Genomic DNA, 24180 nt, shown 5'->3' on the forward strand with positions numbered 1-24180 from the left:
TTGAATGCAGCCAGGGCGCCGCCGCGCTTACTAAATGCGATAGGAGGTCGAGCTATGGGCATGATGACGATCAGAAGCATTCCTGACGAAGTACACAACGCACTGAAAGCGCGCGCCAAGAAAAATCATCGCAGCGCTGAAGCTGAAGTGCGTGCCATTCTGGAAGAAGCCACACGTCCAGCAAACCGCTTCAAAATGGGCGATGCCTTGGCGAATTTGAGCCGTAAAGCCGGGTTGACCAATGAAGACGTTGCTGCCTTGGAACAGGTTCGCGATCAGACACCTGCTGAGCCGATGAGGTTTGAATGATCGTTCTCGATACCAATGTTATTTCTGAGGCGATGAAACCTGATTCTGATCCGGCCGTCAGAGCTTGGCTTAATGAGCAGTCGGCCGAAACCCTGTATCTGACTACTGTCACACTGGCTGAGTTGATGTTTGGCATTGCAGCGCTGCCTAATGGCAAGCGCAAGGAGATGCTCAGCGAGGCATTGGATGGCCTTATGGCGCTGTTCAGAGGGCGAATTTTGCCTTTTGACGCTGACGCCGCTAGCAAGTATGCCGAACTGGCCGTAACGGCTCGAACCGCTGGGCGTGGTTTTCCCGTGCCGGACGGCTATATTGCAGCGATTGCCGTATCCCAGGGCTATCAAGTCGCATCACGCGACATGGCGCCATTTCAGGCGGCTAATGTGGGCGTAGTTAACCCTTGGGAGGTCTAGCTGTTCTTTACAAGCTACCCGGCGGTGGGCGCAGCACGCGTTATTCGGTGCTGCTTGGGTGAACAGTGGATGGCACCTTGTAGTGGCGATCTTTGCCATTTAAGGCTTGATCGCCACTGAAAAAGAACGAACTACCTCTGCTGTTTATACCGCGTTAATCCTACAAGCGCAGCCAACGTCATTGCCGCCATGCCGCCTGTATAAGCGATAAGAGGCCAAGCGGTACTACCATTTAGCGCTATCACAGCACCCGTGCCTATCACACCGACGATAAGACTTTGAACGCAGAAGTGCAGGGCAACGGCAGTGCCTGCCATCTCGTTAAATTCGTGAAGTGCACCATTGGCGGTAACGGAGGTTGTTAACACAATTCCGGTCGCAACTAGCCACATTGGTAGAATGAAAGACCAGAAACTGGGCGTCAGGAAGATTTCGCCCAGCCCAAGCAAACTCGCGCTTAAAAGTAGTAGTAGCATGCCACGAGTAACGCAGCCGGGGATCCCCCAGCGAGCCACAAAGCGCTTGGCGAAGCGTGTTGTTGCAATCATCACGATCGCTACCGTAGCGAAGGCATAGCTGAAACCTAGTTCAGAGAAGCCAGCCCCTTCAATGAGTACCCGCGGGGCGGTAGAGAAGAACACAAAGAATGAGCCCATTGCGGTGCCGAAAGCCAGCGTATAGATCCAGAAGTAAGGGCTCCTGAGTACGATACCAAAGCTTGCTCCACTAGCTTGTGTTCTGGTTCTCTTGGTCTCGTGCCATTTCGGTAATACGAATGGCAGTGCTATGAGTGCTGAGATACACAGTGCAAGGAATATGGCTTCCCAGCCGAAATATCTCGCAATTAAGGCTCCTGCAATGGGGCCTAGTGCGGGCACGCAAGCCAACATCGCGTTCATTAGGCTATAGATAACCGCGCTTTCGGGTGTATCCGCATAAACGTCGCGCACCGTTGCGAAAACGGCCACCAACATCGCGGCTGCACCCGCAGCTTGTACTAGTCGTAGTAAAACGAAAAGCCAGGCTGAAGTAGTCATCGCGAGTGCCAATGAAGTTGCAGCGAATACCACTACCCCACCCATCAATATCGGGCGCCGACCAAAACGGTCTGAAAGTGGCCCAAAGATAATCTGACCTACACCCAGCATAATCATGTAGAGGGTAAGCGTTAGCTGCACTACCTCGGGTGTCGTTCCGAGAATTTGCGGCATCGCAGGCACTATCGGCAGGTAAATATCCATGCCGAGCGACGCGAGAATATTAAAGGGAGCCAGTAATGCCAGCGCTACCGGCAGGCTGTAAGTCCACAGTCGAGATTTTCTAGTAGGCACGATGAATCTCCGCGCAAATAAGATTATTTGGCGGCGGCCTACCTTTACGGAATTGGTTTAAGCAGGCTGCCGCAACAACGGGAAAGGAGTGTTGCTGCGGCTTAATCGCCTGACTTTTTTGAACCCATGAGTCTGTGCTTCAGTCATTGGCCTAATAGCTTTAATAGCCTATCAGGAAGAGGGGCGTGTGCAAGCCTATAGCAATAGTTTAGAGAGTATAGCCACCGACAGCTGCTCTTGGTGGAAGCCGCCATATCTCGCCAGTAAGAAGCTATTTACTATTTACCACTCACCACCGCAATCAGCACCGTCGCCACACTAGGAGTCACAATGCGGATAATAACCAGTTGGCCTTCCTGCGATTGCACATACAGTGTAAGCCTCAATGCACTGACGCTGGGTGCTGCGGTTGCCAGCAGCCTGACCATACTTCCGTATTGGATCTCTCGCCCAGAAAAAAGCAATGAGTGCCCAAGGGCGATGGTGACTTATGCGTTATAGAGTTGCTGTTAAAAAGAGTAAAGACAGCATCACTAGTAATGACACATATACGCATTTGCTATTTTTAGGAGGTGCGGGGCCGAAACGATTCTCACCTTGAGTGCCTGGTAATAATAACATTAGTAGTAGCATTATAGGTGTTGCGATGGGAACGAAGAAAATCAACATCCACCATCCTGTTGCATTGAAATCATTTAATCTGCGTGTACAAAAGATAATTCCCATCACTGAGAGCATAATTAATACAAAAATCATAAATAGACTCAGTGCGTCATGCCACTCAGGATAGTAAAGAGTCCATAAAACATTGCTGGCAGCACCTATTGCCGCCCATATGATAAAGATAAGCAGCGAATATTTTAAAAAGCGCAACCTCCCTAATCGGCCGCGGCTATTCAAAATATCCAAGCTAAGCCCTGGCTTTTTAGCTTTGCTATGGTTTGAATCTGATGAGTGTGCAGGTTGGCTCATAAACTTCCATGTTAGTTTTAATTTATTGTAAACGCTTTAACTGCCGCCCGCCACTATCATCACCATCGCCATAATTGAAAACACTATCCCCCTCATAACGTTGCCGCTAACCCTTGCCCTGCGCACTAGTGATCCAAACACGAGGGGAATCAGTGGGTACATCGACATAATCACGATGCTGATAATGGCTAGCTGGCCCTCCCGCAATAATGCATACAGCGTTAGCCCTAGTGCGCTGATACAGTGCCCAGTTAATGGATTCTTCTACTCTGAAAAGCCACCGTTAGGTTTCGTACAGCCTCCGCTATCAATAAGTCAAACAGTTTGGTGGAGGATAACGGCATGTTGGCAGAAAATTTGCAAAACTGGGCTCAGCAAGAGCGCAAAGTAGGGATCCAGGAAGGCGAAAAGCTGCGTATTGAAGATAAGCGCTGATCGCTTGCCTTCTGACCTGAGCGGAAGCCCTTGAACTGCTCAATCTTCCCGATCCCGGTCATATCGCTCTACGTCAGGGAAGGGCGGTAACCAATGCTCGCGGCGAATATTCCAAAGCTCATACGTCGGTTTCAGTTGATTGGGTGAATCAAGGGCGCCCAGGTGTATTTCGATTTCTTCCTCGCTTACCGAAAAAACCGACGAACCGCAGGTCGGGCAGAAGTAGCGCCCCTGATAACTGTTGGGTTCGCCTTCGATAATGACAGCTTGCTTGGGGTAATCCGCCGCCGCGTAGAAAAGCGCCCCATGATGCTTACGACAATCCATACAGTGGCAAATACCTACCCGCAACGGCTCGCCATTGGCCACGATTCGGATCTTACCGCAGAGACAGCTACCTGTTAGTTGTTCCATTGCCAATCTCCAGAAGATTCATACATTCAAAGTAGGTGGCACTTCCTGTGTTGTCTTGCTGCCGTCTCGCTCGTATTTGATGCCAGCAAACTGAAATAAATCGAGCTGTTGCAGGAAGCGAATGAGCCCTCTAAGCCCGGAATTCGGTCGTATCTCGGTTACAAGCAGGCGTTGGTCTTAACGGCGGTTAAGCGGGTAACTCGCTTTACGGCGACTCTTTAAAAATAGCTACTTTGTGAACTATAAGTACACAAAATTTGATGATACCAAAGAGGTTTTCGGCGAGCTATTGGGTTAAAGATTAATTTTTGAACCATCAGGTTTTGTCTGGAAAATCGGCAAAACAACGGATCGGAATCGCCTAGACTACAAAGATGAGTGGAAGCAAAGTATAATTGGCTAGGGCGTATTGGAGGTGTTCAAAGTTTGAATGATTTTATAAACACGCTTCAACAACTGCTGGTCAGTATCCTGCTTGTTGTCCAGCATCTGTACGCCTACCTCGAATGTTACTGTAATACCAAGGGAATGATATGTTTCACATCTTGAAAGAACTTTACTGGTTCCGCTCAAAGAGCGAGCCGCGCATGGATCGGCACCGCTACTGGCTGGCTGCCTACCTGTTATTGAGCGTCCAATTAGGGGGGGCGCTTCTTGTGAGCCAAGACCGTCTCTTATGGGACATGACATCAAGCTACTATCCTGAAGCTTTTTTTTGGATTCACTATTTTACGCCGCACTTCTCATTGGATCTCGCATTGATCGTGCTGCACATCATTGTAGGTATTAACGCCTTCGGCCGGGTTGGGGGTAGCCTCGCAGGGATCGGCACTTATTCATTAGGGGCTTTATCCTCAATGAGCAATTGGGCGGCATCGAACAGTATGGAGGAGGGGCTTGGCTACCCACTGCTATCGATGGTGTTGCTGGCCATAATAGGCGTCGTGGCACTGTTCATGGGTTTCACGTTGCGCTCTCTTCGCGACGTCGAACCGTCACATGCACTTTTGCGTCAGCGGCCGGACATGCCTACGGAAAAACAGCTGAACTGCCTGGCCTTCTTGCGTCGCTACCTGTTTGTCCATTTGGTAATCGGCGTGGTGGGCGTTGCCATTAGCGGCATTATGGTTTGGCGCCTCAACAACCTATCAGTGATGGATTACTACGGGGCAGCCGATTCAACGTTGCAGACCGGTGGCTTGTTCCTACTGCTACTGGCATTGGTGGGAGGTATCTGGATCCTCGCGCTAATCGCCAAGCGATTAAACAGTTTTACCGATGCTACGGCGGTAATTTTCTGCTGGGGTATAGCCCTGACAGTCGTCATCGGAGGCGGTACGGTCTGGCTGGCAGTAAACGGGTTCTATGATAATAAGTGGCTGTTTCTACTGGCCAAAACAGTCGGTCTCAGCCTGTTGCCTATCAGCGTTGGCGCTCAGATTTATTTGCTAACCAAGCCTTCTAAACAGCTCTCCTCGGCAGAAGCGGCAATGGTGGAGCCATCGGGGCAGGCAACTGCTACTTCAGCGCAGATCGCTACCTGACGTTCCCCACTAAGCGACCATATCCAGCTTAACAAATACGCGGGCATGGTCGCTTATTATCAGAAAATAGCTGTTAGCAAGAGCCAGCAGGGCTGCTTTGGGCTGTCGTGCCCGATACTTACTCTTATTGGTGCTCTTACCCAGCCGCTTTGTGCTCTACTATCTGCACCTGTTATTCACGGAGGAAGCACCCATGGCCATAGGCGGCTTGATAGGATTGCTGGATGACATTGCCGCATTGGCGAAGTTGTCCGCAGCATCACTGGACGATGTGAGTGCCGCCGCTGGGCGTGCAACGGCGAAGGCGGCCGGGGTGGTGGTGGATGATACGGCGGTGACGCCGCAATATTTGCAGGGGGTAACCGCTGAGCGGGAACTGGCGATTGTGAAGAAGATCGCGCTGGGCTCGATCCGCAACAAGCTGATTTTTATCCTGCCGGTGGCGCTGCTGCTGAATCACTTTTTGCCCGCGCTATTGCCGATCATCCTGATGGTGGGCGGCACCTACCTGGCCTTTGAGGGCGCTGAGAAGGTCTGGCACAAGCTCTCTGGTCAGCATGACGACGATAAGCCAGCGGTAGAGAAGGGGCCGGAGGCCGAGAAACAGATCGTGAGTGGCGCCATTCGTACCGACCTGATTCTTTCCGCTGAAATCATGGTGATTGCGCTTTCAACCGTTTCCCATCAAGGGTTCTGGTCGCAGATGGTGAGCCTGGTGGTGGTCGCGTTTGTCATCACACTTCTGGTGTATGGCGTAGTGGCGCTGTTGGTCAGGATGGATGATATCGGCCTGAAGCTCGCCCAGCGGGAGAGTTCGGGCATGCAGACACTGGGCCGTGGTCTGGTGACCGCCATGCCTAAGGTGCTAGCGACCATCTCAGTCGTAGGAACCGTCGCCATGCTCTGGGTGGGTGGGCATATCCTGATGGCCAATCTGGGTGCCGATGGCACGGGTTGGTTCAACGCGCCCTATGAGTGGGTACACCATATCGAGCATGGCATTAGCGAGGCAACCGGTGCCTTGGGCGGCACACTGGGTTGGAGCTTCAATACGCTGTGCTCTGCGGTGATTGGCTTTTTGGTAGGCTCTGTGGTGGTGGGGGTGGTGCACCTCGTTCCTTCTAAAGAGGCGCATGTCGAGTAGGTGCGAACAGCGAAGGGAGCCTCAGGCATCTAAATGCCTGCCGGTAGCGAATCAACAGGCCTGGAGAGTCACCCGGCTCTGTCTGAAAGCTGGCTGTGCTCGATCGTGGTCAACATGGCAGAGTGATGGCGAAACCGACGTCGAACTACTTATATAAGCGTTGACGTTGGTTAGTGCTGACCAGTAAATGAGTGGCAGGTCACTGTAGCGCCCACACTCTGAGCTGCTTTATGCAGAGCGCAACTTTATGGATGAACGCCGATGACGTTTGAACATCTCGTGGCAGATTATGGAAGCTTCGGCCTGTTCTTGGGTGCAAGCCTGGAGGGCGAAGCCATCGCGATGCTTGGCGGTATTATCGCGCATCAGCATCTGGTTGGCTTTTGGTCCGCTGTAGGCTCTCTCGCTTTGGGCTCCTTCCTCGCGGATCAAGTGTTCTTCCTGCTCGGTCATTGGTGGCGCAACAGCACTTACGTCCGTTCGATCCATAATAGCGTAGCGGGAGGGCATGTACTGACGACGTTCAACGCTCACCCGAATGTTTTCGTGTTCTCATTTCGATTCATCTATGGCCTGCGCATTGCCAGCGCGGTCACCATCGGCACGACCGACTTTCCTTGGCCGCGATTCATCTTGCTCAATGCCGTTTCGGCGTTGGTCTGGGCGACGGTATGGGTCACGCTGGGTTACGTTTTCGGGAAGACGATAGAGGCGCTTTTTGCACGACTCAGCAACCTTCCTCATTTTGCGCTTGTTAGCGTTGCAGTTGGCATCTGCGTCGCGATATTGGCCGTGATCGCTGCTAAGAAGAGGCGAGGTCAGCGATTGAGTACGGATGATTGAGCGACGAAGAGTCCCAGGGTATGCCTGCACGTTCTTACCAGTCGCTGTCCGTCGCTGTAATGGCACTAGATCAATTCGCACCATATTGAGTCTTTTGGCACAAATTTGGTGCGAATTGATGCCTAGAGACGCTCTGTAAGCGGCAGAATTACTGATTTTTTGACATGGCATGGTAATTGCTTAGTGAATTAAGTAAGTAAACAGTTACTTAATTCGCTCCATGAAGAGTGTTTTCTGAATGGGCGCAATGGCAAGGATCACACCATGAAAAAGCAATTTAAGAATATGAAGCTGAAGGCTCTCGCTTGTAGTTTTGCATTGGGCGCTTTGGCACATACTGGTATGGCAAGCGCCGATATTAATATCAAGTTTCACCATGATTTGCCTGAAGATAGTGCGCAACACCTGGCGGCTGAGCGCTTCAGGGACATTGTGGCTGAGCGTAGCGGCGGTGAGGTTTCAGTCGAAATTTTCCCCAATAACACTCTCGGTGATGATGTCGAGGTCACCCAGCAGTTGCAGATGGGGGCTGTGGAAGCCGCCATTATTCCGACCGCCAAGCTATCGGGCTTCGTTCCCGCCATGCAGATCGTCGACCTGCCTTTCTTGTTCCCTTCTCCTGATGTCGCCCACACCGTTCTCGATGGGCAGGCCGGTGATGATCTATTGGCAACGGTAGAGCAGGTGGGCCTGAAGGGGGTTACTTTTTGGGAAAGTGGTTTTAAGCAATTTACCTGTGACCAACCCGTTAATGGCCCAGAAGACTTCGCTGGCCAAAAGGTACGCGTGATGCAAAGCCCGATCATCATGGAGCAGTTTAAAGCGATGGGCGCGAACCCCGTACCGATCTCCTTCGGCGAAACCTATAACGCCCTGCAACAACGCATCGTCGACTGCCAGGAAAATCCGCTGGTATCGATTACGCAGATGAAATTTTATGAAGTGCAGTCCGACGTGATCATCAGCAACCATGCGTATCTGGCCTATGCCTTCCTCTTCAGCCAGCGCTGGTTCGATAGCCTAAGCCCTGAAAATCAAGCGCTATTGACGGAGGTGGCCCGTGAAACCACGGCCTTCCAGCGTGAAGAAACCTCACGGCGTGAAGCGGATTACATTGCCACTATCGAAGCCAGTGGCACGAACGTCAGCACCTTGGATGATGCCCAACTGAGTGCTTTCAGAGAAGCCACGGCGCCGGTACACGATGAGTTTGCCAGTGACATTGGCGCAGATCTAATAGCGGAGTTTCAACAAGCTATCGCGGATAACCAATAGTCGCGCGTCAACTATTAAAGGGCTGATCGGTTTTCCCTTTGGCCCTTTCTTCCCCCTTGTTTACATCGCTGGTGGAGAACGCTATGCGCAAACTTGATCGCCTAATATCGCGTGCCGAGGAGGTTTCGATTGGCCTGCTGATTTTATCGGCCTCCTTGATTCTTTTCGCCAATGTCATTGCCCGCTACGTGTTCAACGATGGCTTTTCGTGGGCGGAGGAGTTGGTTCGTTACCAAATCGTATGGATGGTGCTGCTTGGCGCGAGCGTGGCTGCGCGGCAAGGCATCCATATTGGCATCGATATTCTGCGCAGGTTTAGTCCTCCGCTGTTGGCGAAATGGATAGCGTTGCTCGTTCATGTGGTTTCTATCGCTTTTTGCCTCTTCCTGGTGTTTTACGGTTTCCAGTTAACGGAGCAAACCCATCGGTTTGGTCAGGTGAGTTCTGCTCTACAAGCGCCCATGTGGATCGTTCAGTTGGCCATTCCAGTGGGGGCTCTTTTAATGGGCATTCGATTTACCCAGCATTTCTTCCGGACATTGCTGGGTAGAGAGCAAGCCACTGCCCACCTTGATCAAGTTGGATAAAAGCATGGTTATTACATTCCTGGTGTTATTGGCTGTGTTGATGTTAGTGGGGACGCCCATCTTTATCGCCTTGGCGGGCTCCGTCACGGTGGCGATGGGTAGCTTTAGCCATATTCCTTTGGCCATCGTGGCCGAGCGCTTGTTTGCAGGGTTGGATAAGTTTCCATTGATGGCGATCCCCTTTTTTATTCTCACCGGTAGTTTGATGAGTGCGGGTGGTTTATCGCAGCGAATCATCCGCTTGGCCAACTTGTTGGTGGGGCGTTTTACCGGTGGCATGGGGATGACGGCGGTATCCGCGAGTATGTTTTTTGGTGCTATTTCCGGATCGAGCCCGGCCACGGTGGTGTCGGTGGGCTCATTGCTCTATCCGGCCATGCGCAAGGAGGGGTATTCGGGTCAATTTTCGATTGGCGTGCTGGTGTCTGCCGGTTCATTGGGCATCATCATTCCGCCTTCGGTTGTGATGATCGTCTACGCGGCGGTCACGGGGGTGTCCGTGGGGGCATTGTTCATGGCGGGAGTGGGAGCCGGTTTGTTATACGCCGCCTGCTTGTTGCCTTACTGTTGGTACCGCGCCAAGAAAGACGGTGTCACTCCCATGAAGCCGCCAAGCTGGGGTGAAGTGCTGCTGGGATTCAAAGATGCTTCGTGGGGGTTAGGGGTACCCCTTGTCGTTTTGGGCGGGATTTACCTGGGTATCTTTACGCCCACTGAAGCCGCCGCTGTATCAGTGATTTATGCTTTGTTGGTCTCAGCCCTGATTTATCGTGAGAAGAGCTTTGCAGAGTTATTTCAAAGCATGATTGAAGCGGCGACCACAACGGCTCAGGTAATGATTATTCTCGCTGCTGCGTCAGTGCTGGCGTGGTTTCTTTCCAGTAATGGGCTAGCGGCGATGTTGGCCAACGCTATCCTGTCGTTATCCGACAATCCGTACCATATCTTCCTGCTGATCAATGTGACGGTACTGATTGCCGGCATGTTCCTCGATGCTTCCTCCATCATGGTGATTCTTGCTCCCCTGTTTTACACGGTGGGCATCCGCGTGGGTATTGACCCTGTCCATCTGGGGGCAGTGCTGACAGTGAACGGGGCGATTGGCATGTTTACGCCGCCCTTTGGTCTCAACCTGTTTGTGGCAGGCACTATCAGCGGTGTCGATTACGTCCAGGCGGTACGTGGTGCCTTGCCCTTTATTGGCATTGCTCTATTTGCCTTGATACTGCTGACCTATATTCCTGCGATCAGTATGTGGCTACCCAATATGGTGTATGGCGGCTAAACAGCCCGAATAAGGAGGGTAGCAATGTCTATTAGCACAACTTCATCAGCGTTGGCGCATTCCCATGAGGGAGTGGTGACCAGTCCCCATACGCTGGCAACAGAGGCGGGTCTTAAGGTACTTCGTGAAGGGGGCAACGCGGTCGAAGCGGCGATCACCATGGGGGCCTGCTTGTCAGTGACGTATCCGCACTTTACCGGCCTTGGCGGCGATGCCTTCATGATCATCGCGGATGCAAAGGGGGGTGTGCAAACCCTGTCAGGCATTGGCCAGGCGCCCCAGGCCAAGTTGGAGCTGTCGGGTCAATTGCCCGCGCGGGGGCCTGGTTCCATGTTAACCACGGCGGCCACGGTCGATACCTGGGGGCAGGCGCATAAGATTTCCCGTCAGAGCTGTGACGGCCAAATGGGCTGGGCAGCGCTGTTGGAGCCAGCGATACAGCTAGCGCGAGAGGGCTTCCCGGTGACGCCATCGCAGCGCTTCTGGCTTGATTTTCGTCGCGATGACCTGGCCATGATGCCCGGCGTACGAGAGCTCTTTATGTCAGGCGGGAAGGTTCCCCATGAGGGTGAAAAGCTATACCAGCCACAGCTGGCCGCTTCACTGCAGTCCATTGCGACCCACGGCTATCGGGATTTCTATGAAGGGCAGTTGGGGGCAAAAATTGCCGCAGGGCTGGCAGCGGCTGGATCTCCACTTACAGCCTCTGATTTAGCGGCTACCCGAGCACGTATAGAAACGCCGCTATCGGTGCCCTACCGGGGTGGCGAGCTGTTGGCCCATCGACCGCCCACCCAAGGGATGACCACGCTGGAAATCATGGGCATTCTTGAGCGCTTCGATCTCTCTAACATCGAGGAGGGCAGCGCTGATTATTACCACTTGCTGGTGGAGGCGGTTAAGCGTGCTTTTCTGGATCGTAACAGCCACCTGGCTGATCCTGACTTCTCGTCGGTGCCTTGTGAACGGTTGCTATCGCCTGCCCATCTTGATGCTGAAGCGGCAAAAGTGGAGGCGGAGAAAGCATTGGATTGGCCCTTTACTTACCAGCATGGCGATACGGTTTATCTGGCGGCCGCTGATCGTTTCGGTAATGCCGTCTCGATGCTACAAACTATTTATTACGATTGGGGTAGTGGCGTCAGTGTCGGTGATACGGGGATTTTGTGGCATAACCGTGGTGCCGCTTTCAGTCTTGATCCTGCTCATCCGAATGTGCTTGCCCCTGGAAAGCGCCCTTTCCATACCCTTAACCCGGGGATGTATCGTGTCGATGGCAAACCGCGTTTACTTTATGGTACCCAAGGTGCTGATGGGCAGCCGCAAACCCTCGCTGCCGTGCTGACGCGCTTGATAGACTATGGCATGGATCCACTCAGTGCGCTTAAAGCGCCACGCTTTCTACTAGGGCGAACCTTTTCCGATGGTCGTGACACGTTAAAGCTGGAGCAGGATGCGGGAGAGGCCGTTTTGGCTGAATTGACCCGGCGTGGTCATCAGGTGAGCCCGCTACCCGCACAGAGTGCCTTGGCTGGCCACCCGGGCGCGGTCGTCATCGACCCGGCGAAAGGCTTTTATGCGGCCCATGACCCTCGCAGCGATGGCATCGCGTTAGGGCTCTAGCCTCAAGAGAAACAAGGATGTGTTCATGACAAAAAGTAATACGCTCGATGTGAAACAGCGTGCCCGTAGCGAAGGCAAAAATCGCCGTAATGCGCATGAAACACGCGAGCGCCTGCTTCAAGCGGCGACTCAAGAGTTTTGCGAACGCGGCTACGATGGCGCTCGCATGGAACGTATCGTGCGTGCAGCCGATTGTAATGTGCGCATGGTTTATCACTACTTCGATGACAAAGAAGGCCTTTACCTAGCGGTTCTCGAACGGGTCTATGAGGAGCTGCGCGCCAAGGAGCAGGCACTCAATCTAGGCAACCTCGAGCCTGTGGCGGGTATGCGTGCGCTGGTCGAATTTACGTTTGATCACATGGCCGAGCATCCTGAGTTCACCAGCTTGGTGCGCAATGAGAACCTGCTGGGGGGGCGCATGCTGCGCAAATCGAGCAAAGTCGCCCAGCAAACGACGCCGCTCGTCGGCATGATCCGGGATACCCTAAAGCGAGGGGAAGCAGCAGGGTTATTTCGCTCGGCTGTAGACCCTACCCAGCTCTACATTTCGATTCTTTCGCTATCCATTATTCACATCAATCAACGCGACACGCTATCCATCATCTTCGAGCAGGATCTGGCTGATCCTGATTGGCTTGCCGAGCGGCGTGCCCATGCGGTCGAGGTAATACTCTCCTATCTATGTGTTGAGTCCCGGGTAATCAAATAAGCGATACGGGCTATTGGCAGAATGCCGATGCTTTCTTATCGACTCACTCATTTGCTCCATAAGTAGACGACCGCACACCATGCCCTGAGCCGCCGCTTTCTTCCGGTGGGCGACTAGCCGCCCGAACGAAGGCCGTGGGGGATTGGCCGAGCACCTTGCGAAACATGTTGGAGAAAGCGGCTGGGCTGTCGTAGCCGAGCTCCAGTGCGGTTCGGGTAACGGAATTACCAGACAGCAGCCTGGGAATAGCTGCCATTAGGCAGGCCTGCTGGCGCCATATCGCAAAGGACATACCGGTCTGCTGACGGAACAGGCGGTTAAATGTGCGCTGGCTGCGATGTAACTGCTGAGCCCACTCTTCTGGAAGGCTGTGAATGTTCGGCTGGCCAAGGCACTCTCTGCACAGTGTGGCTAATTGAGGATCGTGGGGCAGGGGCGCAAACAGTGGCAGCGATGTAGCCAGTTGGAGCTCGTGCAGGAGTAGTTGTGCCAGGGCGCCATCGCGCCCGCTTTCATCATAAAGTGCGGGGATGTGGGCAGAAGCCAGCAGCAGGTGATGCAGGAGAGGCGTCACGACCAGCACCTCACAGCTGCGCGATGTGCGTGGCGCAATGTGGGACTCGATATACAGGCTTCGGGTACTCACCCCATTCATGTGCACTTGGTGCCGCTTACCTGCGGGCAGCCAGACGCCGCTGAACGGGGGCACCATCCAGGTGCCATCATCCGTATTGACTTCCATCACGCCGGTCATCCCATACAGAAACTGGGCGCGGCGATGGGTATGAAAGTCGAGCAGTGTGCCGGGGCGGTAGTCAGTGCCGATGGCTACCAAGGGCCGTGCTACATGGTCTACGTCTGACAAGGGTGTATTGAGCATTGTCGTCAACTTGGCCGAAACACAATGATTATTGTCCAAATGGCGAATGTCGGCCAGTCCTCACCGAAATATCGTTTCTCCTATTGAGTTCATTAGGAGAGTGCCGGTGTATAGCGTATTGCTAATTTGTGGCGGGGTGGCCGGAGTCACGACCGTGTTGTTCGGTTTCGGCGGTGGGTTTGTGGTGGTTCCTTTGCTGTATACCCTGCTGATTTCTGTACATGGGCCGAATAGTGGTATCGGTCAGGCGGCCATGCATATAGCAGTGGCTACTTCGACCGCGCTGATGGTGTTTGCGGCTTCCCTGTCTACATGGCGCCACCATCAACGGCAGACCGTGCAATGGCACCTGGTGCGTCCGCTGGTGGGCTATATTGCCATGGGTGCCGTGCTTGGCGCGGCGGCTGCCGTGTCGTTAAGTGGCGAGTGGGTGCGCTGGGCGTTTATCGGCTATCTGGGTATTACTATTCTGGATGCTGTGCTTCGTCCCGGTTTTCTGCATCAGGCGAGAGGTGATATACGCCCCATGGGGCATCTGGTAACAGCGATGACAGGAATGTTCATTGGGGCTGTCGCTGCCTTGCTGGGCGTGGGTGGCAGCGTCATGACCGTACCGCTCATGCGCCGTAGAGGCGCAAGTATGACGGCAGCCACCGCCATGGCTAATCCGTTGTCGTTGCCCATGGCGGTGAGTGGCACCGCGACGTATGTGCTGATATCGGCAAATCACCCAGTGTTGGGGGACTGGTATGCCGGTTATGTGGATCTGCGCGCCTTGCTGGTACTCGCAGTGGGCTCATGGCTCGGAATCCGCCTGGCGTCGAACTGGATCGGGCGCATTCCTGATCGCACCCATGCCAGGGTGTACCTGTTACTGCTGTAGTTGGTGCTGGCGGTGATGGTTTTTGTGCGTTGAAGCGCCCGCTTTTACTTGACAGAATCATGGCAATTTTTATGTATAAATGAACAGTCTTTTGGTAAGGTTTACTTAGTCTCTGATGGCAGGCGCTTGAACCTCTCCTTTAGTATGGAAAGGTGACTCAAGCATTGGCTGAAAAGCAGCTAATCTAGCGGTGTGTCACACTATGTGTTATCTTTTTAAAGAAGCAGGAGCGTGATTAGTGAGGGTCTTCAAGAATGCTTGGTTTGAGCGTTTTGCTAAGAAGCAGAAACTTACGGATACCGCATTACTTGATGCCATCCTGCGGGCTGAGCAAGGTTTAATTGATGCCGATTTGGGTGGTGGAGTGATTAAACAGCGTGTGGCCCGCCCAGGGCAAGGTAAGTCGGGCGGGTATCGCACGATTATCCTTTATCGTCAGGCAGATCGCGCCTTCTTCGTATATGGTTTCGCCAAAAGCCAACAGAGCAATATCAATAATGAAGAGCAGGTGGCTTTCAAGCAGGCAGCTCAGTATATCCTCGACCTTTCAGAAGAGCATTTGTCTGAGATGATTCGAAGGGGCCAGTTTGCGGAGGTGAAAGATAATGACTAAGGAATACCGTAGTGAGGCGATGGCCGCGATCCATGAAACTATGGAAGCGTTGCATGAGGTGGGCGCGGTCGATAAGAAGACGATGCGCACTTTTGATGATACTTGCCTGACGAATGCACAACCGATCCCACCTGAAGCGATCCGGGCACTTCGTGAGCGTGAGCACCTTTCTCAGCCTGTTTTTGCCCGTTATCTCAACGTCAGCAAGAATTTGGTTTCTGATTGGGAGCGAGGCGTAAAACGACCTGGTGGGCCAGCGCTGCGCCTTCTTGCGATAATAGAAAAAAACGGTATTCAGGCTATCGCTTAACGCCACTTTTTAGCAGCGGCTCGCGATTGTGCTGCCACCGACCTCCGACCATTCAGCAATCACGCGCTATGTGATTACGTACTATGTCATCAAGCCCTATGTGATTGAGAAGGCCAGCGCAACTCAAAACAAGACCCACCCTCATCAGAAGGGTAGCATTTAGCCTCGCCACGATGGGCTCTGGCAATAGCCGCCACCACCGCCAATCCGAGCCCACTTCCTCGCTTGTCTCCTGGCATACCACTGTCAACGTCCTGCGCATGCCGGAATGCCGTAAAAATCTGAGAAGCATATTCCTGAGGGATACCTGGGCCGGCATCTATAACACGCAAAACACACCACCCGTCATTCTGGCGCGTTTGGATGATGAGGGCCCCTGGTGATGCATGCTGGCGAGCGTTTTCCAGCAACGCTAGCAATGCCTGACGAATACGGACGGGGTCGCAATACGTGGCGCCAGATTGCAGATCAAGGGTTGGATAATGATTTGATGCATTTAGGGCATGCCTACAAAATTCTATGACTGATTCAATTTCAGTCGAAAGATCACATTGCTTGATCTCAAGGTTGAGATGGCCGCTTTCGGCCAAGCTTACGGCGCGAAGGTCTTCAATCAGTTGTGCCATGCCGTCGATTTGGGTAAGGAGGCTCTGAAACTGGGGTCTTTCGGGCGGGAATACGCCTTCTGCCAAGCCCTGCAGGCGCCCGCGTAAAATAGTAACGGGCGTACGCAGCTCATGGGCAATCGCCGCATTCCAGAAGGTCATTTCCTTGGACATTCGCTGTAATTGGTCTGCCAAGGCATTGAAGTCGTTGGCTAACACGGCGGCCTCGCCTAACGAGCGATCACCCGTCGTGGCGCGTGCGTCCAGGTCGCCTTGCGCGACGCGACGCATGCTGTCTGTGACGGAGTTGAGGGGTACCAGAATGCGCCGCGCCAAGTGAATGCCCACTATCACGGCGAACGCCAGCCCAACCAGCGTAGTGCTAACGAGCCAAGCCCACTCTAGCCCCGACGGGAACATGTTGGGTTCGCTAATCGACCCCTGCCAAAAACGGAAGGTAATAAAATAGAACACATAAGAGGTCACCACGACTAACAGCGTTATGCCAAACGCCATCGCTGCCATTGTCAATGCGATTGTGCGGCTTAGCCCAATGAGCTTCATTCTGCCCCCCATAGGCGATACCCAACGCCGCGTATGCCTACGGGCATACCTATTACATCGACATCTTCCAGTTTTTTACGCAGCTTGCTGATATGGCTGTCGACAGTGCGCTCAAGCGCCTCGCCCTCGGGCAGGCAGGCGGCCAACAACTCTGCGCGGGTGCAAACTTTTTTGGGCGCGCGTGCAAGGTGCGTCAACAACCTGAATTCGGTGAGCGTCAACGCAAGGCTGTGCGACTTTTCTCCCACCTGAACAAAGGCTTCGTGCTGTTCCAGGTCGATCTCAAAGGGCGGCACCCGGAGGACATGGGGTTGATGGCTAGCATCAGCCATGGTGCGTCTTAACACTGCCTGAATGCGTGCGACGACCTCGGCAGGGTTAAACGGCTTGACGACATAATCGTCGGCACCAAAACGCAGCCCCATCAGTTTATCGATGTCCTGATCCATCGCGGTCAACATGATGACGGGCGTCTCACCGCGGTGGCGAACCTCTGACAGTACCTGCCAACCATCCAGCTTAGGCATCTTTACATCAAGTAAGACGAGATCGGGTTTCATCGACAAATGCATGTCCAGTGCCTTGCGTCCATCTTCTGCGTAGATGGTTCGGATGCCCGCACGTTTCAGATAAGCCTGCAGGATATCAGCGATCTCAGGCTCGTCTTCGGCGATGAGCACCAGTGCTTGCAGGGCAGGAGAAGAACTTGGCGACTGATGCGTCGGGGACATGTAAGTGCCTAATGAAACATTCATTGTGTTCTCCATCATATCTACACATACCGTCGACGTTAATACCACGCTACAGCGATATAGTCCCCTTCAATTCTATGAGTAGGCAAATGTTTGCCTATTTCTGCAAGCGCTAACTATGTCTGCAGAAACTATGACTGCAGGAACTATGTCTGCAGGAACTATGCCTGAAGGAACTATTCATGACGATCGGACGTTTTTACCGTAAGGGTGGCTTCTGTGCCTTGCTGGTAACCGTGCTCACCGCCTGTGGGCCAGTTGAGCAAGAAGTAGCATCGCCTCCTGCCCAAGTGTCTGTGGTTACCATAGAACCCGTTAAGTTAGAGCTGACCGAAGACTTGCCGGCCCGGGTCGTGCCGTTTCAAGTGGCGGAAATTCGTCCACAGGTTAGTGGGATTGTTCAACGTCGACTTTTCGAGCAGGGCACCGACGTGAGTGCGACGCAGCCACTATTCGAAATCAACCCAGCACCGTTTCGCGCTGAAGTGGAAACGGCAGAAGCGGCGTTGCAGAAGGCAGAAGCCGAGCTTACTCATGCCCGGGCGCAGTCAGCCCGGTTGGAGTCGCTGGTCAGCGGGCAGTCGGTAAGCCGCCAAGCGTATGACGATGCCGTCTCCAAAAGTCAGCAGGCCGCCGCGGAGGTGGCCCAAGCGCGTGCCACGCTGTCACGCCGCCGCCTTGACTTGGAATTCTCCACGGTGGCTTCCCCCATTGCAGGCCGAATTGATCAGGCGTTGGTGACGGAGGGAACGCTGGTCGCCAGCAGTGATAGTACGCCCATGGCCCGTGTTCAGCAGATCGATAAGGTCTATGTGGATGTTCGGCGCTCGGCTTCCTCACTTGAATCGCTTCAAGACGCGATGGCGGCGCAACCCTCCCTCGACAATGGCTTGCCGGTCACGATCCTCGGCGGCAACGGTACACCCTACGATGTCACCGGCCGCATTCTTTTTTCGGGAATCAATGTGGACGCCAGCACGGGTGACCTTTTGCTGCGTGTGCTCGTGGACAATCCCCATCGGCGCCTGCTGCCCGGTATGTTTGTGCGTGCTCGCGTGCCCTATGCACGCTATGACAACGCGTTGACGGTGCCGCAACAGTCCGTGGTGCGCATTGGCGGTAAGCCTTACGTCTGGTTGATTGGTGCTAACGACAAGGCATTGATGATCTCAGTAGAGCTTGGTGAGTTGGCGAACGGCCATTATCGGGTGCAAGCGGGGGTGACAGAGGGGCAGAGGGTCGTCGTCGAGGGTATAGAGCGACTGGCGGAGGGTATCGAAGTCAGCGCGACTGATTGGCATAGGTCACCGCCTCTTGAGGCTTCAGTGGCATCTTCTTATTAAGCTTCGGGAGTCTCCGCAATGCCCCAGTTCTTCATTCAGCGCCCAGTCTTCGCGTGGGTGGTCGCGCTGTTTATTATCTTGTCGGGTGTGATCGCCATTCCTAAGCTGCCGGTCGCTCACTACCCTTCGGTAGCGCCTCCGTCGGTGACCATCACTGCGACGTATCCCGGCGCCACACCGCAGACCATGAACGACGCCGTGCTCAGTCTCATCGAACGAGAGCTGTCCAGTGTCAAGAACCTGCTGTACTTCGAATCGTCCGCTGACGCTTCGGGGGCGGCGTCTGTCATCGCCACCTTCAAGCCAGGCACAAACCCGGAACTGGCCCAAGTGGATGTTCAGAATAGGCTCAAGGTCGTCGAACCCCGATTACCCCAGGCGGTTCGTCAGGATGGGTTGAGCGTAGAGTCAGCGTCATCCAGTTTTCTGATGATCGTGGGTCTGAATTCCGAGGATGGGCGCTTTGATGAGATCGCCCTGAACGACTATATGGCGCGCAATATCGTTGAGGAGCTGCGCCGCATTGACGGCGTCGGTCGTGTGCAGCTGTTCGGTGCTGAGCAGGCGATGCGCATCTGGATAGAGCCGGAGAAGCTGATTGCTTTCGGCTTGTCGGTGAATGATCTCTCGACCGCGATCACGGAGCAGAACGCGCCGATTGTGCCGGGCAGCACCGGCGCATCTCCGGCCTTACCCGGCCAAAAGGTGTCCTCACTGTTGACCGCACAAGGGCAGTTGAGCACGCCGGAAGAGTTCGCTGCTATCGTGCTTCGCGCCAATGTCGACGGCTCCAACGTGGTGTTGGGCGATGTGGCGCGAGTCGAGTTGGGCGCCCAGTCCTACGGCTTCTCCAATCGTGAGAATGGCCAGCCAGCGACGGCGGCAGCCATACAGCTGGCCCCCGGTGCCAATGCGGTTCGCACGTCGGAAAGTGTGCAGGCGCGTTTGGCTGAGTTAAACCAGGCGCTACCCGCGGGCATGAGCTCATCGATCCCCTTTAATACGGCCCCGTTCGTTAAGGTGTCTATCGAGAAGGTCATCCATACCCTCATGGAGGCGATGGTTCTGGTCTTCCTGGTGATGTTGCTGTTCCTACAGAACATCCGCTACACGCTAATTCCCGCACTGGTTGCGCCGATTGCGTTGTTGGGAACCTTCACGGTGATGCTGCTGGCAGGTTTCTCAATCAACGTGCTGACGATGTTTGGCATGGTGTTGGCGATTGGCATCATCGTCGATGACGCTATCGTGGTGGTCGAGAACGTTGAGCGCATCATGGCCAAGGAAGGATTGTCGCCAAAGGACGCCACCATCAAGGCGATGAAGGAAATCACTGGCGCGGTGGTGGGCATCACCCTGGTATTGACGGTGGTGTTTATTCCGATGGCCTTCTCCAGTGGCTCGGTCGGTGTGATCTACAAACAATTCGCGCTGGCGATGGTGGTCTCGATTCTGTTCTCGGCGTTTCTGGCGTTGACGCTGACACCGGCGCTATGCGCCACCCTGCTCAAGCCCATTAAACCGGGGCACCACGACAAAGGCGGTTTCTTCGGCTGGTTCAACCGGGCGCTTAACCGTATGACCGCCCGTTACGAATCGCGTGTGGGGCGGCTCGTCGCCCGCAGCGGTCGGTTCATGCTGGTGTTTGTGGTCATCGCAGGTGTGCTGCTGCTCGCCTTCCGCCAGTTGCCTTCGGCTTTTCTGCCGGAAGAAGATCAAGGTTATTTTATGACCAGTATCCAGTTGCCCGCCAATGCGACCACCGAGCGTACCTTGGATGTCGTCAAGGCGTATGAGGAGTACGTCATGGCGCGCCCTGCCGTAGACGGCAATATGTCTATTTTGGGCTTCGGATTCTCAGGATCCGGCGCGAATACGGCGCTGACGTTCACCACGCTAAAGGAGTGGGGGCAGCGCGACGGTGCCACGGCGGCGAGTGAAGCGGAAGAAACTCAGCAGGCCATGAGCCAACTGAACGAAGGGACGGTGATGAGTATGTTGCCGCCGGCCATTGATGAATTGGGCACCAAATCCGGCTTTACGATGTTTTTGCAGGATCGACGCAACCAGGGGTCGGCCGCCCTCAAGGCTGCCGAGACGACGCTGCTTGAACTGGCGGCGCAGAGCAAGGTGGTTAGCGACGTCTATTCCGACGGCCTTCCGGAAGGGGCGAGCATTCGGCTGGACATCGATCGCCAGAAGGCCGAAGCGCTCGGGGTGTCTTTCACCAACATTAGCGACATCCTGTCTACCGCGATGGGTTCGTCCTACATCAACGATTTCCCTAATGAGGGCCGGATGCAGCAGGTGATTATGCAGGCGGATGCGTCGGCGCGCATGCAGGTTGACGACGTGCTCAAGCTGCACGTGCGTAATAGCAGGGGAGGCATGGTGTCCCTGGCAGAGGTGGTTACCCCGGTGTGGGATGAAACACCGCTACAAATGGTGCGCTACCTGGGCTATCCCGCCACCAGCATGTCCGGTAGTGCGGCGAAGGGGGCTTCCACGGGTGACGCCATGGCGGAAATGGAGCGTCTGGCGCAGCAACTTCCGCCCGGCTTCGCCGTGGCCTGGACGGGGCAGTCCCTTCAGGAGCGCCAGTCCGCTGCTCAGGCACCCATGCTGGTGGCGCTATCCATCCTGGCGGTATTTCTGGTGTTGGCCGCTCTTTATGAGAGCTGGTCTATTCCGCTGTCGGTCATCCTGGTTGTGCCGCTGGGGTTGCTGGGGGCGGTGGCTGCTATGTTGCTGCGTGACCTGCCTAACGATGTTTTCTTCAAAGTCGGTATGGTCACCGTGATCGGGCTGTCGGCGAAAAACGCGATCCTGATCGTTGAGTTTGCAAAACAGTTGCGTGAGCAAGGTAAGGGGCTGATGGAGGCCGCGGTGGAAGCCGCCAGCCTGCGCCTGCGCCCGATCCTTATGACTTCACTCGCTTTCGGCTTGGGGGTGGTGCCGCTGATGGTGGCGTTTGGCGCCAGTGCTAAAACCCAGCATGCGATAGGCACGGGGGTGTTCGGCGGCATGGTTAGCGGAACGCTGCTGGTGATTCTCTTCGTCCCGGTGTTCTTCGTTTTCGTGATGGGTCTTCAGGAGCGTGTTAATGGCTGGCGCACCCCATAACGGGAAGTTATATCCAATTATTCAGGAGTTAAGTGGCTAATGCTTGCTGCTATCCCACAACGCTGGCTGGTTCTGTTTGCCGTCATGCTGGCGTTCCTGCCCGTTGTCATCGATATGACGATCCTGCACGTCGCGGTACCTGTGCTGACGCCAGCGCTGGGTGCCACGGGTACTGAGGTGCTGTGGATCATCGATATTTATCCGCTGCTGATGGCGGGCCTGCTGGTGCCGATGGGCACGCTGGCTGACCGAGTCGGTACGCGCCGTGTGCTGCTGACCGGGCTCTTGGTGTTCGGGGTGGCGTCACTACTGGCGGCATTCTCGACGACACCCGTCATGTTGATCGGTGCTCGAGTGCTGCTCGCCATGGGTGGGTCGATGATCATGCCCTGCGTTCTGGGTGTCATCCGCAAAACCTTCGAAGATGAGCGCGAGCGTGCGATGGCCCTTGGCCTATGGGGAACGGTGGGAGCCGCAGGTGCGGCAGTGGGCCCATTGATTGGTGGTGCCTTGCTGGAACATTACTGGTGGGGCTCGGTATTCCTGATAAATGTGCCGATCATGCTAGTGGTGGCGCCGGTCACCTATGCGCTGCTGCCGCGCCGCGAGGCGACGACGCCAGGCAAATGGGCGTTCGGTCAGGCCTTGATTTTGCTTATTGGTATCATCTCGGTGGTTTACGGCATCAAGTCTGGGGTGGGAGCGGGGCAGCCGCTGTGGCGTGCAGGGTTGGTGCTCCTCTTGGGGCTAGCGATGCTGACCTGGTTTACACGTATCCAGTTGCGTTCGGCGGAGCCGATGCTGGACTTATCGCTATTTCGCCATCCGGCCATTGTCGTAGGTATGGTGATGGCGCTAGTGGCCTCCGGCGCACTGGCAGGCGTCGAACTGACGCTGGCGCAAGAGCTGCAGTATGTGCTGGGCAAGACACCGCTGCAGGCCGGTCTTTTCATGGTGCCGATCATGGCGGCTGCGGCAGTCGGTGGGCCTGTTGCAGGTTACCTGTCCAACCGGTTTGGCTTACGGCTGGTGGCCAGTATGTCGATGGCGTTCGCGGCAACTGCTTTGGGCTATCTGGCGCAGGCTGACTTCCATGCGCCTGACTGGACAGTGCCAACCTCTTTGGCCGTGCTGGGGCTAACCCTGAGCATCGGCCTGGCCGCTTCCTCGATTGCCATTATGGGGTCAGTGGATGCCAGTAAAGGAGGTGCAGCAGGCTCTTTGGAAGCCACCGGGTATGAATTGGGTAGCGGGCTCGGCATCACCCTGTTCGGGGTTTTCATGGCCAGCGTGTACACCAGTACCATCGTGCTGCCGTCACACTTGGAGCCAGCACTCGGTGCACAGGCTGTGCGCTCGATCAGCGACAGCATCGTTGTGGCACAAGGGCTTGCCGCCGATCAGGCGGACGCACTCATCCTGGCCGCGAAGGCGGCATTCTCCACCACGCACTCGATCCTACTGACAGTCGCTGCGATTCTGATCGCCTTGCTGTCGGTGATGGTGTTTCTGATATTGGGTAGCCACCCAGGCAAAGTGGGTGCGCATGAGTGAGGTTGGTCGGGCACTGGTGGATCCATGCGGTTCTCGCCCCAGCGTTAGCTGCCAACGTGAACGTTGTGGGTTGTTTTGGCAGTCTCATCTATCTGTCTCGTCCATCGAACAATTGATCAACAATTGCCTTATCCCCACAGTTTCGTTAGTGGCCCACCTACCGGGGAATTCTCGGGTAAGCCAACGCCTGCCACCCGTTCTTGCGCTGCCGCAAGCTGTGCGGGGTCGCCGCGCTCTATTTCCGGCTTTTGGCCGGGTGGGTAGGCGCCTACCATGCAGAAATCGTCGTCCGCCTCCAGGCTGGCATGCCCAACCCCCGCTGGCAGTACCAGTACATCGCCTGGGTAAAGCACCAACTCCTGGCCGTTAGGGCCACCCAGCCGCGCTTTGGCTTGGCCTTGAAAAATGCCTAGCGCCTCGTGGGCGGTGGAGTGAAAGTGGTCGAAGTCATATAGATGGTAGCGCCACGCAGGCGGCCAGCCGTGCTGTTTGAACATGTTTTCAAAGGTATTGGCCCGCTCCTCTGCATTGCTGATGTCGAGAACCTGGCGATAAATCAGTACGGGCAGTGGGGAGTTGGGATAGCCGGTCACTTCATCGCTATCTAGGTGGAGTCGTTCTGGCTGGGGGGTAGACATCCTTGCCTCCTCGTTCCTTGTTGGGGTG

23 protein-coding genes are annotated in these 24180 nt (G+C 54.9%); 16 read left to right on the forward strand and 7 right to left on the reverse strand.

Features of this window, described 5'->3' with window-relative positions; translation table 11 throughout:
• The first annotated feature begins 54 nt into the window (after nt 1–54).
• Together ACFIOZ_RS04115 and ACFIOZ_RS04120 are read left to right on the forward strand one after the other, a co-directional pair.
• Nucleotides 55–309 (forward strand): FitA-like ribbon-helix-helix domain-containing protein, encoded by a 255-nt coding sequence (locus ACFIOZ_RS04115; protein ID WP_280112863.1) that lies wholly within the window; start codon nt 55–57, stop codon nt 307–309.
• Nucleotides 306–722, forward strand: coding sequence for a type II toxin-antitoxin system VapC family toxin (locus tag ACFIOZ_RS04120; RefSeq protein WP_386082428.1), 417 nt, complete (start codon nt 306–308; stop codon nt 720–722). The genes ACFIOZ_RS04115 and ACFIOZ_RS04120 overlap by 4 nt, the downstream gene beginning before the upstream one ends.
• A 131-nt stretch (nt 723–853) precedes the next feature.
• Here the strand turns inward: ACFIOZ_RS04120 and cml are convergent, their stop codons facing one another.
• From cml to ACFIOZ_RS04135, 3 genes are all read right to left on the reverse strand, one after another.
• Complete coding sequence (cml, locus tag ACFIOZ_RS04125) at nt 854–2032, reverse strand: CmlA/FloR family chloramphenicol efflux MFS transporter (RefSeq protein WP_386083989.1); 1179 nt, start codon at nt 2030–2032, stop codon at nt 854–856.
• Nucleotides 2033–2548: 516 nt separating this feature from the next.
• Nucleotides 2549–3025: a DUF805 domain-containing protein gene (locus ACFIOZ_RS04130; protein ID WP_386082429.1), complete on the reverse strand. Its 477-nt coding sequence runs from the start codon at nt 3023–3025 to the stop codon at nt 2549–2551.
• A 474-nt stretch (nt 3026–3499) separates the two neighbouring features.
• Complete coding sequence (locus ACFIOZ_RS04135) at nt 3500–3874, reverse strand: GFA family protein (RefSeq protein ID WP_386082430.1); 375 nt, start codon at nt 3872–3874, stop codon at nt 3500–3502.
• A gap of 533 nt (nt 3875–4407) precedes the next feature.
• On the opposite strand from ACFIOZ_RS04135, the gene ACFIOZ_RS04140 reads away from it, so the two are divergent.
• The 8 genes from ACFIOZ_RS04140 (at nt 4408) to ACFIOZ_RS04175 (ending at nt 12887) form a co-directional block, all read left to right on the forward strand.
• Complete coding sequence (locus tag ACFIOZ_RS04140) at nt 4408–5418, forward strand: hypothetical protein (protein WP_386082431.1); 1011 nt, start codon at nt 4408–4410, stop codon at nt 5416–5418.
• 193 nt (nt 5419–5611) lie between these two features.
• Nucleotides 5612–6562, forward strand: coding sequence for a DUF808 domain-containing protein (locus ACFIOZ_RS04145; RefSeq protein WP_386082432.1), 951 nt, complete (start codon nt 5612–5614; stop codon nt 6560–6562).
• A 261-nt stretch (nt 6563–6823) separates the two neighbouring features.
• Nucleotides 6824–7405, forward strand: coding sequence for a DedA family protein (locus ACFIOZ_RS04150; protein ID WP_386082433.1), 582 nt, complete (start codon nt 6824–6826; stop codon nt 7403–7405).
• Nucleotides 7406–7669: 264 nt separating this feature from the next.
• Nucleotides 7670–8680 (forward strand): TRAP transporter substrate-binding protein, encoded by a 1011-nt coding sequence (locus ACFIOZ_RS04155; protein WP_386082434.1) that lies wholly within the window; start codon nt 7670–7672, stop codon nt 8678–8680.
• A gap of 83 nt (nt 8681–8763) precedes the next feature.
• The gene (locus tag ACFIOZ_RS04160) at nt 8764–9267 is read left to right on the forward strand and encodes a TRAP transporter small permease (RefSeq protein ID WP_386082435.1); all 504 of its coding nucleotides are present in this window, start codon (nt 8764–8766) and stop codon (nt 9265–9267) included.
• Between the two features lie 4 nt (nt 9268–9271).
• Nucleotides 9272–10552, forward strand: coding sequence for a TRAP transporter large permease (locus ACFIOZ_RS04165; RefSeq protein ID WP_386082436.1), 1281 nt, complete (start codon nt 9272–9274; stop codon nt 10550–10552).
• 24 nt (nt 10553–10576) lie between these two features.
• Nucleotides 10577–12175, forward strand: coding sequence for a gamma-glutamyltransferase (gene ggt / locus ACFIOZ_RS04170; protein WP_386082437.1), 1599 nt, complete (start codon nt 10577–10579; stop codon nt 12173–12175).
• A gap of 25 nt (nt 12176–12200) precedes the next feature.
• On the forward strand, nt 12201–12887 hold the full coding sequence (locus ACFIOZ_RS04175) for a TetR family transcriptional regulator (RefSeq protein ID WP_386082438.1): 687 nt from the start codon (nt 12201–12203) through the stop codon (nt 12885–12887).
• Nucleotides 12888–12930: 43 nt separating this feature from the next.
• Here ACFIOZ_RS04175 and ACFIOZ_RS04180 read toward each other — a convergent pair whose 3' ends face one another.
• On the reverse strand, nt 12931–13767 hold the full coding sequence (locus ACFIOZ_RS04180; RefSeq protein WP_386082439.1) for an AraC family transcriptional regulator: 837 nt from the start codon (nt 13765–13767) through the stop codon (nt 12931–12933).
• Between the two features lie 106 nt (nt 13768–13873).
• Between ACFIOZ_RS04180 and ACFIOZ_RS04185 the strand changes: the two genes are divergently transcribed.
• From ACFIOZ_RS04185 to ACFIOZ_RS04195, 3 genes are all read left to right on the forward strand, one after another.
• Entirely contained in the window at nt 13874–14650 is a 777-nt protein-coding gene (locus tag ACFIOZ_RS04185) for a sulfite exporter TauE/SafE family protein (protein WP_386082440.1), read from the forward strand.
• 238 nt (nt 14651–14888) lie between these two features.
• Nucleotides 14889–15263 (forward strand): type II toxin-antitoxin system RelE/ParE family toxin, encoded by a 375-nt coding sequence (locus tag ACFIOZ_RS04190; protein WP_386082441.1) that lies wholly within the window; start codon nt 14889–14891, stop codon nt 15261–15263.
• Complete coding sequence (locus tag ACFIOZ_RS04195) at nt 15256–15573, forward strand: helix-turn-helix domain-containing protein (protein WP_386082442.1); 318 nt, start codon at nt 15256–15258, stop codon at nt 15571–15573. Before ACFIOZ_RS04190 ends, ACFIOZ_RS04195 begins: the two co-directional genes overlap by 8 nt.
• A gap of 89 nt (nt 15574–15662) precedes the next feature.
• On the opposite strand, the gene ACFIOZ_RS04200 is transcribed toward ACFIOZ_RS04195, so the two are convergent.
• Together ACFIOZ_RS04200 and ACFIOZ_RS04205 are read right to left on the reverse strand one after the other, a co-directional pair.
• Complete coding sequence (locus tag ACFIOZ_RS04200; protein WP_386082443.1) at nt 15663–16742, reverse strand: ATP-binding protein; 1080 nt, start codon at nt 16740–16742, stop codon at nt 15663–15665.
• On the reverse strand, nt 16739–17497 hold the full coding sequence (locus tag ACFIOZ_RS04205) for a response regulator (RefSeq protein ID WP_386082444.1): 759 nt from the start codon (nt 17495–17497) through the stop codon (nt 16739–16741). Before ACFIOZ_RS04205 ends, ACFIOZ_RS04200 begins: the two co-directional genes overlap by 4 nt.
• A gap of 179 nt (nt 17498–17676) precedes the next feature.
• Here ACFIOZ_RS04205 and ACFIOZ_RS04210 point away from each other — a divergent pair, with 179 nt between their 5' ends.
• Genes ACFIOZ_RS04210 through ACFIOZ_RS04220 form a run of 3 tightly spaced genes read left to right on the forward strand, consistent with a single transcriptional unit; the run spans nt 17677 to nt 23514 of the window.
• On the forward strand, nt 17677–18837 hold the full coding sequence (locus ACFIOZ_RS04210; RefSeq protein WP_386082445.1) for an efflux RND transporter periplasmic adaptor subunit: 1161 nt from the start codon (nt 17677–17679) through the stop codon (nt 18835–18837).
• An 18-nt stretch (nt 18838–18855) separates the two neighbouring features.
• Nucleotides 18856–21960, forward strand: a complete 3105-nt coding sequence (locus ACFIOZ_RS04215; protein ID WP_386082446.1) for a multidrug efflux RND transporter permease subunit — start codon at nt 18856–18858, stop codon at nt 21958–21960.
• A gap of 39 nt (nt 21961–21999) precedes the next feature.
• Nucleotides 22000–23514, forward strand: coding sequence for an MFS transporter (locus tag ACFIOZ_RS04220; RefSeq protein ID WP_386082447.1), 1515 nt, complete (start codon nt 22000–22002; stop codon nt 23512–23514).
• Nucleotides 23515–23642: 128 nt separating this feature from the next.
• On the opposite strand, the gene ACFIOZ_RS04225 is transcribed toward ACFIOZ_RS04220, so the two are convergent.
• Nucleotides 23643–24152: a cupin domain-containing protein gene (locus ACFIOZ_RS04225; RefSeq protein WP_386082448.1), complete on the reverse strand. Its 510-nt coding sequence runs from the start codon at nt 24150–24152 to the stop codon at nt 23643–23645.
• Nucleotides 24153–24180 lie beyond the last annotated feature (28 nt).

It is taken from the genome of Vreelandella sp. F11, from assembly GCF_042466685.1.
GTDB lineage: Bacteria > Pseudomonadota > Gammaproteobacteria > Pseudomonadales > Halomonadaceae > Vreelandella.